Source organism: Geobacillus thermopakistaniensis (assembly GCF_000498995.1).
Lineage (GTDB): Bacteria > Bacillota > Bacilli > Bacillales > Anoxybacillaceae > Geobacillus > Geobacillus thermoleovorans.
In genome coordinates, this window is sequence record NZ_AYSF01000097.1 from 1 (window position 1) to 10,637 (window position 10,637).

7 protein-coding genes, 2 pseudogenes and 1 other annotated feature are annotated in these 10,637 nt (G+C 55.0%); of the genes and pseudogenes, 8 read left to right on the forward strand and 1 reads right to left on the reverse strand.

What is annotated here, in order from left to right; all coding sequences use genetic code 11:
- The first annotated feature begins 140 nt into the window (after window positions 1-140).
- Window positions 141-362: a binding site (T-box leader), on the forward strand.
- A 75-nt stretch (window positions 363-437) separates the two neighbouring features.
- The 7 genes and pseudogenes from leuS to T260_RS123135 all read left to right on the forward strand — a co-directional run.
- Window positions 438-1,845 (forward strand): annotated as a pseudogene (gene leuS / locus T260_RS0121085) (leucine--tRNA ligase); the annotation flags it as partial.
- 45 nt (window positions 1,846-1,890) lie between these two features.
- Window positions 1,891-3,027 (forward strand): annotated as a pseudogene (locus T260_RS0121090) (class I tRNA ligase family protein); the annotation flags it as partial.
- A gap of 57 nt (window positions 3,028-3,084) precedes the next feature.
- Window positions 3,085-3,399, forward strand: a complete 315-nt coding sequence (locus tag T260_RS123150) for a rhodanese-like domain-containing protein (protein ID WP_023634535.1) — start codon at window positions 3,085-3,087, stop codon at window positions 3,397-3,399.
- A gap of 345 nt (window positions 3,400-3,744) precedes the next feature.
- On the forward strand, window positions 3,745-5,019 hold the full coding sequence (locus tag T260_RS123145; RefSeq protein ID WP_023634536.1) for a helix-turn-helix domain-containing protein: 1,275 nt from the start codon (window positions 3,745-3,747) through the stop codon (window positions 5,017-5,019).
- A 15-nt stretch (window positions 5,020-5,034) separates the two neighbouring features.
- The gene (locus T260_RS1000000140570; protein WP_023634537.1) at window positions 5,035-5,163 is read left to right on the forward strand and encodes a hypothetical protein; all 129 of its coding nucleotides are present in this window, start codon (window positions 5,035-5,037) and stop codon (window positions 5,161-5,163) included.
- Window positions 5,164-5,540: 377 nt separating this feature from the next.
- Window positions 5,541-7,181 carry a M4 family metallopeptidase gene (locus T260_RS123140; RefSeq protein ID WP_023634539.1) on the forward strand — a complete coding sequence of 547 codons (1,641 nt, stop codon included), beginning with the start codon at window positions 5,541-5,543 and terminating at the stop codon, window positions 7,179-7,181.
- Between the two features lie 115 nt (window positions 7,182-7,296).
- Entirely contained in the window at window positions 7,297-7,476 is a 180-nt protein-coding gene (locus T260_RS123135; protein ID WP_008880941.1) for a sporulation protein Cse60, read from the forward strand.
- Between the two features lie 193 nt (window positions 7,477-7,669).
- Here the strand turns inward: T260_RS123135 and T260_RS1000000138370 are convergent, their stop codons facing one another.
- Window positions 7,670-9,106 carry a BaiN/RdsA family NAD(P)/FAD-dependent oxidoreductase gene (locus T260_RS1000000138370; RefSeq protein WP_023634540.1) on the reverse strand — a complete coding sequence of 479 codons (1,437 nt, stop codon included), beginning with the start codon at window positions 9,104-9,106 and terminating at the stop codon, window positions 7,670-7,672.
- A gap of 112 nt (window positions 9,107-9,218) precedes the next feature.
- Here T260_RS1000000138370 and T260_RS123130 point away from each other — a divergent pair.
- A partial coding sequence (locus T260_RS123130) for a putative polysaccharide biosynthesis protein (protein ID WP_023634541.1) occupies window positions 9,219-10,637 on the forward strand: 1,419 nt, incomplete at its 3' end.

Sequence of the window (10,637 nt, forward strand, 5' to 3'; positions counted from 1 at the left end):
ATGATGGATTTGAAAACCGAGCCGAAAAAAAACCGCGGCTTCCGTATAGATTTCGGCTTGCAATTGATCGACAAATTTTTTAAAATAATAATAAATTTGTCATTCTGTCCACTCATCGGTCGATTCATGTGCGAATAAGGCGAATAACGGTGAAGAGGAGCAGTAGCGGGCCCGACGGACGGCAGAGAGTTGACGGATGGTGCGAGTCAACCGAAGTCGGCTCGTGAACTCGCCTCGGAGTTGCCGGCGTGAACGGTCATCGACAGCGCCGGCCGTCCATCCGCGTTAAGGAAGAAAGCGGGTGCGCCGTTTGGCGCGCCAAAAAGGGTGGTACCGCGGGAAGCGCGCCTCTCGTCCCTTTGCTGTGGGGATGGGGGGTTTTTTTGTACATATTTTCGTCAATGATGCAAGTAGAACTTGATAGGAGGAGTGCTGCGATGAGCTTCAACCACCGCGAAATTGAACAAAAATGGCAGGACTATTGGGAGAAAAACAAAACGTTCCGCACGCCCGATGATGATGACAAGCCGAAGTTTTACGTTCTCGACATGTTCCCGTATCCATCCGGCGCCGGCTTGCACGTCGGCCATCCGGAAGGATATACGGCGACCGATATTTTGGCGCGCATGAAGCGGATGCAAGGGTACAACGTCCTTCACCCGATGGGCTGGGACGCGTTCGGGCTGCCGGCCGAGCAATATGCGCTCGATACCGGCAACGACCCGGCGGAGTTTACGCAAAAAAACATCGACAATTTCCGCCGGCAAATCAAATCGCTTGGCTTTTCGTACGACTGGGACCGGGAGATCAATACGACCGACCCGAACTATTACAAATGGACGCAATGGATTTTCTTGAAGCTGTATGAAAAAGGGCTCGCCTACATGGATGAAGTGCCGGTCAACTGGTGTCCGGCGCTCGGCACGGTGCTGGCGAACGAAGAGGTGATCAACGGCCGGAGCGAGCGCGGCGGGCATCCGGTCATCCGCAAGCCGATGCGGCAATGGATGCTGAAAATCACCGCCTATGCCGACCGCTTGCTTGAAGATTTGGAAGAGCTCGACTGGCCGGAAAGCATTAAAGAGATGCAGCGCAACTGGATTGGCCGTTCGGAAGGAGCGGAAATCGAGTTTGCCGTCCACGGCCATGACGAAACATTCACCGTGTTCACGACGCGTCCGGATACGCTGTTTGGCGCGACGTACACCGTCTTGGCGCCGGAGCATCCGCTCGTTGAAAAAATCACGACGCCGGAGCAAAAGCCAGCCGTTGACGCCTACTTAAAGGAAATTCAAAGCAAAAGCGACCTTGAGCGCACCGATTTGGCGAAAGAAAAAACGGGCGTGTTCACCGGCGCGTACGCCATTCACCCGGTCACCGGCGATCGGCTTCCGATTTGGATCGCTGACTACGTCTTGATGAGCTACGGCACCGGAGCGATCATGGCCGTGCCGGCGCACGATGAGCGCGACTACGAGTTTGCGAAAAAATTCCACTTGCCGATGAAAGAAGTCGTCGCCGGCGGCGATATCGAAAAAGAACCGTACACCGGAGATGGCGAGCATATCAACTCCGAGTTTTTGAACGGGTTGAACAAGCAGGAAGCGATCGACAAAATGATCGCCTGGCTTGAGGAGCACGGCAAAGGGCGGAAAAAAGTGTCGTACCGGCTGCGCGACTGGCTGTTCAGCCGCCAGCGCTACTGGGGCGAGCCGATTCCGATCATCCATTGGGAAGACGGCACGATGACGCCGGTGCCGGAAGAGGAATTGCCGCTTGTGTTGCCGAAAACGGATGAAATCCGTCCGTCGGGAACGGGCGAGTCGCCGCTGGCCAACATCGAAGAATGGGTCAATGTTGTTTTCGGCATCATTTTGGGAACGTCGCTNTCCGATCATCCATTGGGAAGACGGCACGATGACGCCGGTGCCGGAAGAGGAATTGCCGCTTGTGTTGCCGAAAACGGATGAAATCCGTCCGTCGGGAACGGGCGAGTCGCCGCTGGCCAACATCGAAGAATGGGTCAATGTTGTCGACCCGAAAACCGGGAAAAAAGGGCGGCGCGAAACGAACACGATGCCGCAATGGGCTGGAAGCTGCTGGTATTATTTACGCTACATCGACCCGCACAACGACAAGCAGCTCGCCGATCCGGAAAAGCTGAAAAAGTGGCTGCCGGTCGATGTTTACATCGGCGGGGCGGAGCACGCGGTTTTGCATTTGCTTTATGCCCGCTTCTGGCATAAGTTTCTCTATGACCTTGGCATCGTGCCGACGAAAGAACCGTTCCAAAAGCTGTTCAACCAAGGGATGATTTTAGGCGAAAACAACGAAAAAATGAGCAAATCAAAAGGCAATGTCGTCAACCCGGACGACATCATCGAAAGCCATGGGGCCGACACCTTGCGGCTGTATGAAATGTTCATGGGGCCGCTTGAGGCGTCGATCGCTTGGTCGACGAAAGGGCTTGACGGGGCGCGGCGCTTCCTCGACCGCGTCTGGAGGCTCTTTGTCACCGAGAATGGCGAACTGAACCCGAACATTGTCGACGAACCGGCAAACGATACGCTCGAGCGCATCTATCACCAAACGGTGAAAAAAGTGACGGAAGACTACGAATCCTTGCGCTTTAACACCGCCATTTCGCAGCTTATGGTGTTCATCAACGAAGCGTACAAAGCGGAGCAAATGAAAAAAGAATACATGGAAGGCTTCGTCAAGCTCTTGTCGCCGGTCTGCCCGCACATCGGCGAGGAGCTGTGGCAAAAGCTTGGCCACACGGACACGATCGCCTATGAACCGTGGCCGACGTATGATGAAACGAAGCTTGTGGAAGACGTCGTGGAAATCGTCGTGCAAATCAACGGCAAAGTGCGGTCGCGCTTGCACGTGCCAGTTGACTTGCCAAAAGAAGCGCTCGAGGAGCGGGCGCTCGCCGATGAAAAAATCAAAGAGCAGCTTGAGGGCAAAACCGTGCGCAAAGTGATCGCCGTCCCCGGCAAGCTCGTCAATATCGTCGCCAACTGATGATGAGGGCGGGCTTCGGCCCGCTCCCTATCCACCAACGAAAGGGGTCGATCTGCCATGGAAGAGATCAAGGAAATCACGCCGGCTGAAGTGAAAGAAAAACTCGAACGCGGGGAAAAGCTGAACATTGTCGATGTGCGCGAAGACGAGGAAGTCGCCCTCGGCATGATCCCCGGCGCCAAACATATTAAAATGGGCGACATCCCCGATCGGCTTGAGGAATTCGACCGCAACGAAGAATATATTTTCGTCTGCCGCTCCGGACGGCGGAGCGAAAACGTCTGCCGCTACTTGCAAGAGCTTGGCTACCGCGTCTGCAACATGACGGGCGGCATGCTCGAGTGGGAAGGCGAAACAGTGCCGAAGCGATAAGCGCTTCCGGCTCAAAGAACAGGGCATGGCGGCGGGCCGTCATCCAAGTGATCCCGTTTTTGTCGAGACCAAAACGACGGAACGTGTCAGCGGATGGGAAATGGATCCATCCGAACGGCCCCGTTCAGTCAAGAGGCAGAGGAATGGCTGGCTGCCGCGGGCCTTTTCATGCGTCGGTGGCTTGCGCTTCCCCGGTCCGCTTGCGGGGTAGGAGCGAAAAAGCGTCCCAGCTTTTTGGGGCGCTTTTTCCATTTTGTTTTAGTACCAAAGTGTGATGAAAGAAAAAAAAGGAAAGGATATAATTTTCGGTAAAATCAGACACTTGTTCGAAGGAGGAGCTCTCTGTTGAAACTCGGCGACCGCTTGAAATTCGCCCGCTTGATGAAAGGCCTGACCCAAGAAGAAACGGCTGAAGGCATTATTTCGGTTTCTTATTTATCGAAAATTGAGAATAACCAAGTCATACCGAGCCAAGAGGTGCTCGAATGGCTGTTTCGGCGGCTGGACATCCGGCCGGGCGGAAACGAAACAATGCCTTCATGGTTCGAATGGGTGATGTCGTGGTATAAGGCGATGACGAACCGTGATGTGCCTGCCGCGCGGGAACTGTATGAAACGGTCAAAGAACGATGCGAGCAGTCTGGGGATGCCGAAGCCATGATTTATTTTCAGCTGATGCGAATCCGGTATTGGCTGCTTCTTGGCGACAAAAAGGGGGCGGAAACGGCGGCGCAAAGCGTGCGGGACTGGTATGGGTCGTTGAGTGATGACATGCGCTATTATTATTGGAAGTTTTTTGGGCTTTTATATTATTGTCAAGAAAAATATGACGACGCCTTGCATTGTTATCAAAAGGCAGAAGAGTTGTTGAAGGGAGAATGGAAAACGAGCGAGGAGGAGGCCGATTTGGCTTACTTGTCGGCGCTTGCATGCAGCCGTCTGTGGAAATGGTTCCAATGCCTTCATTACGCCGAGCGCGCGCTGGCGCTCAGCCAGGCGGAATACGACTTGCGGCGGAGCGCCGAATGCCATGTGCTGCTGGCGATTTGCCATCGGCGCTGCGGGGAGATCGACAAAGCGGTCGACCATTGCCTGTTGGCCCAAAAGGCGGCGAGGATGGTGGATGATCGACGGCTTCTTGGGATTGTGGAACACAATCTCGGCCATTTGAAAGGAATCAAACGCCAATACCGCGAGGCGGTGCAACATTATGAGAACAGTTTGATCTATAAAGAGGCCGCTCCGCTGGATTCCCGGCTCATCACGCTTTTGTCGCTCGTGCGCGTGCATTGTGATGCCAAGCATTATCGCAAAGCGTTGATGGCTGTCGAGGAAGGGTGGAAACAGCTCGAACAAGCCCCTAACGGCGCGTCCGAGCATTATGAGTATTATTTGCATTTTTCCATTTACCGGCTGCTTTTGAGCGAAGAAGATGAACCGTTGGAGCGGCTGCTCAAACAGGAGGCGATTCCCTATTTCCAAAAAAAGAAGGAGTATGACGACGCGTCATTGTATGCCGAATATTTGGCGGATTGTTATATGCGGAGGCGCCAATACAAGCAGGCGGCCCAATATTATCAATTAAGTTGCGCTCTCTTGCGGGCGCAAACCGGCGTTTGAAAGGAGGTGAAGCTCGTGAAAAAGCGGGTCGTTGTGATCATCGCTCTCGCCGTCCTTGGCCTCGCTTCAGCCTTTGGCCAAGGCATCGGGGTGAAAGAAGCGGCTAAAGATGAGCATCCGCCGCCGACGGTGATCGCCCGATAAAAGAAGCGGCTGGATTGGCGCTTTGCCTGTCTGTGTTGATCTTCTTCGAACCGATCCGTCTCCTGTTTTCGCCATGGGGCGAAAGCGGGGGATGAGTCGGTTTTTTGTTTTGTCCGTTGAAGCACGTTCTGTGGAAATCCGTCGGCTCAAGCGAAAAAGATCAATCGTTTTTTCGCTTGGCAGCTTCGCTGTCGGTCGTGTTTCACTTTGGCTGTTTTGTCGCAGGCGGAAAGCCGCAAAGAGGGAAAAACGGAAAATAGGCTGCCGGATCAGGACGCATGTCGCCCGATCATTTTCCCAATACCCAATCAAAATATATTGTAATAAAATTTTTATTAGAATAAATAATTTGAAAATATAAGAAAGGGGTAAAGGGAATGAACAAACGGGCGATGCTTGGCGCGATTGGGTTGGCGTTTGGATTGATGGCTTGGCCGTTCGGGGCTTCGGCGAAGGAAAAGTCAATGGTGTGGAACGAACAGTGGAAGACGCCGTCGTTCGTTTCTGGTTCGCTGTTAAAAGGCGAGGATGCTCCGGAAGAATTGGTTTACCGTTATCTTGATCAAGAGAAGAATACGTTCCAGCTTGGTGGACAAGCCCGCGAACGGCTGAGCTTGATTGGCAAACAAACGGATGAACTCGGCCATACGGTCATGCGTTTTGAACAGCGCTATCGCGGCATCCCAGTGTATGGCGCCGTGCTCGTTGCCCATGTCAACGATGGCGAATTGTCCTCTTTGTCGGGTACGCTCATTCCGAATTTGGACAAACGAACGTTGAAAACAGAAGCTGCCATTTCCATTCAACAAGCGGAAATGATCGCGAAACAAGATGTGGCTGATGCGGTGACGAAAGAACGGCCGGCGGCCGAAGAGGGAAAACCAACGCGGCTTGTCATCTATCCGGATGGGGAGACCCCGCGCCTCGCCTATGAAGTCAATGTCCGCTTTTTAACCCCTGTCCCAGGCAACTGGATCTACATGATCGATGCCGCAGACGGAAAAGTGTTGAACAAATGGAACCAAATGGACGAGGCGAAGCCGGGCGGCGGGCAGCCGGTCGCCGGCACGTCGACGGTCGGCGTGGGCCGCGGTGTGTTGGGGGATCAGAAATATATCAATACGACGTATTCCTCGTATTATGGCTACTACTATTTGCAAGACAATACGCGCGGCAGCGGCATTTTTACGTATGACGGACGAAACCGCACCGTTTTGCCCGGCAGCTTATGGGCCGATGTCGACAACCAATTTTTCGCCAGCTATGACGCGGCGGCCGTGGACGCCCATTATTACGCCGGTGTCGTGTATGATTACTACAAAAATGTGCACGGCCGGCTGAGCTATGACGGCAGCAACGCCGCCATCCGTTCGACCGTCCATTACGGCCGCGGCTACAACAACGCGTTTTGGAACGGTTCGCAAATGGTGTACGGCGATGGCGACGGACAGACGTTTTTGCCGTTTTCCGGCGGCATTGACGTCGTTGGGCATGAGCTGACCCATGCGGTGACGGATTATACGGCCGGGCTTGTTTACCAAAACGAATCCGGCGCCATCAATGAAGCGATGTCCGATATTTTCGGCACGCTCGTGGAGTTCTACGCCAACCGCAACCCGGACTGGGAGATCGGCGAAGACATTTACACGCCGGGAATTGCCGGCGACGCGCTTCGCTCCATGTCGGATCCGGCGAAATACGGCGATCCGGATCATTATTCCAAACGGTACACCGGCACACAAGACAATGGAGGAGTCCATACAAACAGCGGCATCATCAATAAAGCGGCGTACTTGCTCAGCCAAGGCGGCGTCCATTACGGCGTAAGCGTCACCGGCATTGGCCGCGACAAAATGGGGAAAATTTTCTACCGGGCGCTTGTCTACTATTTGACGCCGACGTCGAACTTCAGCCAGCTGCGCGCCGCCTGCGTGCAAGCGGCCGCTGATTTGTACGGGTCGACAAGCCAAGAAGTCAACTCGGTGAAACAGGCGTTCAATGCGGTTGGAGTGTATTAAGACGAATGAAGTTTCTGACGTCACGCGTCCCGCTGTTCGAGGGCGCGTGACGCCTTTTGTGGGCAGGATTTTCCCTAAATGCGTGGAAAAGGAAAAAGAAAACGGGGGAATGGCGATGTACAAAGTGAAAGTGTTTGATAAAGAGCATGAAAAAGATTTGGAAGCGGCGGTCAATGATTTTTTAGCCCGATTGAAAGACGGACAGTTGATCGATGTCAAGTACAGTGTGGCGGCGATGGAATCGGAAGGCGAGCAAATCTACTGTTTTTCCGCCATGGTCATTTACCGGACTTGACACTCCACACGGCTTCAGACCGTGGGATTCTTTGGGCCGTTTTCGTGCTGATCCCCCTAAAGCGGGCGACGTTTTGTTCATTGCGGCATTTCCATTTCAGGCGGCGAAATTTTGCGATCGCCCGCCTTGAAGACGGGCGTTGTCGGAATGTCAGCGGACGCCCCGGAGCACCCGAGGGGCATGAGGACGGCGGTCAATTCGTTGCTGTCTGCCCCGCGGAGCCGCTCGCCCCGTTTTTTTCCGCCAATGCATAGCGGGCGGCGTTCACGCCGGCGAGCCGCCCGGTGACAAGGGCGGCGGTGATGTTGTAGCCGCCCGTGTAGCCGTGAATGTCCAAAATTTCCCCGCAAAAGTAAAGGCCGGCCATGCATTTGGAGGCCATTGTCTTCGGCTCAATTTCTTTGACCGACACGCCGCCGCCGGTGACGAATGCTTTCTCAAGCGGCAGCGTGCCGTGGACGTAAAAGGTAAACTGTTTGCACTGTCGGACAAACGCCCGCAGCGCCTCATGGCCGACCGTGCCGGCAGAGGCGTGCGGGTCGATGCCGGCCCGCTCGAGCAAAAAGACGGCGTACCGCTCGGGAAGAACCGTTTTGGCGATCGTTTTCATCGCCTTTTTCGGCTCCTCTTTGCACAGCTTGGCGAAATGTTGAAACAGCTCTTCCTGCGTCACGTCCGGAAGCGCGTCGATGCTCATTTCGACCGCGCCGTCCGCCGCTTTTTTCAACGCCTTGACGACAAACTGGCAAAAGCGGGCCGAAAANTTGGCGAAATGTTGAAACAGCTCTTCCTGCGTCACGTCCGGAAGCGCGTCGATGCTCATTTCGACCGCGCCGTCCGCCGCTTTTTTCAACGCCTTGACGACAAACTGGCTGCAGCGGAGGGCGGCTGGGCCGGAAATGCCGAAGTGCGTAAACAGCATATCCATCCGGTGGGTGATGATCGGCTTGCCGTTCGGCTTTAAGACGCTTAACGCGACGTCGCGCAGCGACAAGCCTTGCAGCGTCCGCTCTTTGATGAACGGCTCATGCGAGACGATCGGAACTTCGGTTGGAAACAGTTCGGTCACCGTGTGACCCGCTTTTTCCGCCCACGGATAGCCGTCGCCTGTTGAGCCGGTTTGCGGCACCGATTTGCCGCCGACGGCGACGACAACCGCACGGGCGTGGATCGTCTCCCCGCTTTTCAGCGTGACACCGACTGTTTTTCCTTGTTCATACAACACGTCCGCCACTGGCGATTCAAGCCGAACATCGACGCCAAGGCGCGACAATTCGCGAACAAGCGCGTCGACGACCGACTGGGCGCTGTCGCTTTTAGGAAACATGCGGCCGTGGTCTTCCTCCTTGAGCGGCACGCCGAGCCGCTCAAAAAAGCGGATGATGTCTTCATTGTTAAATACGGAAAAGGCGCTGTATAAAAAGCGGCCGTTGCCGGGAATATGGCGGACCATTTCATCCACCGGCAGCCGATTCGTCACGTTGCAGCGCCCGCCGCCGGAGATGGCGAGCTTGCGCCCGAGTTTCGTTCCTTTTTCCAACAAGAGCACTTTCGCCCCTTCTTCGCCGGCGCCGATGGCCGCCATGAGCCCGGACGGACCGCCGCCGATGATGATGACGTCGTATCCCATGTTCATTCCACCCTTTCTTTCTGCGCGTGGCCGATATTTTTCGTTCCATTGACAACTATGGTAAAATAGATACGTTGTCATTTTCAACGTCCATGGCTAGGGAAGGGGTCATATGTCAACATCGAAACTGCTGCGCGGCACGTTTATTTTAACGGCTGGCGTGATGATTTCTCGCCTTCTTGGTTTATTTTACGTCATCCCGTTTTACCATCTTGTCGGCGAGCGTGGCGGGGCGCTGTACGGATACGGCTATGTGCCGTACCAAATTTTTTTGAGCTTGGCGACCGGCGGGCTGCCGGTGGCGGTGTCAAAGTTTGTGTCGAAATACAACGCGCTTGGGGAATACGGCGTCGGCTATCGGCTCTTTCGCTCCGGCCTTGTCTTGATGATCGCAAGCGGCATCGCCTCATGGCTCATTTTGTACGCCCTGGCGCCCATCTTGGCGCCGCACGTCATCGATGCGAAAACGAACGTCAACTCGGTCGACGACGTCACGGCCGTCATCCGCGCGGTCAGCTTTGCGCTCCTCATCGTGCCGGTGATGAGCTTGATCCGCGGATTTTTCCAAGGACATGAGTCGATGGGCCCGACGGCGCTGTCGCAAGTCGTCGAACAAATCGCGCGCATCGCTTTTTTGCTTGGGGCGTGCTACGTCATTTTGCGCCTGATGGACGGCTCGATCGTCTCCGCTGTAAGCGCGGCGACGTTTGCCGCGTTTGTCGGGGCGGCGGCGGGGCTTTTGGTGTTGCTTGTCTATTGGTGGAAGCGGCGTCCGTATTTGCAGTCGCTGCTTGCGCGTGACCGCGGCGAAGCGGACGTGTCGCTTTTGGCGATGTATAAAGAGCTGCTTCTTTCTTCGATTCCGTTTGTTTTTGTCGGCTTGTCGATGTCGCTGTACCAGCTCGTCGATCAGTTTACGTTCAATCACGCGATGGCGGCGGCGGGCCGCGGGAACATCTCGGAGCACGCGTATTCCGTGTTCAACATGTGGGCGCAAAAGCTCGTCATCATACCCGTGACGCTCGCGACCTCGTTCAGCTTGGCGCTCATCCCGACGATTACGAAAGCGTATGTCGCGCAAGACCGGAAAGCGCTGCGGCAATATTTGAACCAGACGTTTCAAGTGCTCATGTTTTTAACGCTCCCGGCGGTGATTGGCATGGCGGTGCTGGCAGGGCCGGTGTACAGCTCGTTTTACAGCTATGATCCGCTTGGTGAACAAGTGTTGCGCTGGTATGCGCCGGCGGCGATTTTGTACGCTTTGTTTTCTGTGACGGCGGCGATCATGCAAGGCATCAACGAGCAGCGGTTTACGGTCGTCAGTTTGACAGCCGGCTTGCTTGTGAAGCTTTTGCTCAACACGCCGCTCATTATGAAATGGTCGGCCGTCGGGGCCATTGTTGCCACGATGGCGGGCTATTTCGTCTCTGTGGCGTTCAACTTATGGGTCATTCAGCGCCGCACGCGCTACCGCTATCGGTTTGTCGCCCGCCGGACGGCGTTTTTTTCGGCGAGCTTTTTTCTGGCTGTG

Bases quoted from the DNA above. Each gene is read 5' to 3' on its own strand.
- T260_RS123135 (WP_008880941.1), top strand. From the start codon at position 7,297: ATGTACAAAGTGAAAGTGTTTGATAAAGAGCATGAAAAAGATTTGGAA.
- T260_RS123150 (WP_023634535.1), top strand. From the start codon at position 3,085: ATGGAAGAGATCAAGGAAATCACGCCGGCTGAAGTGAAAGAAAAACTC.
- T260_RS123140 (WP_023634539.1), top strand. From the start codon at position 5,541: ATGAACAAACGGGCGATGCTTGGCGCGATTGGGTTGGCGTTTGGATTG.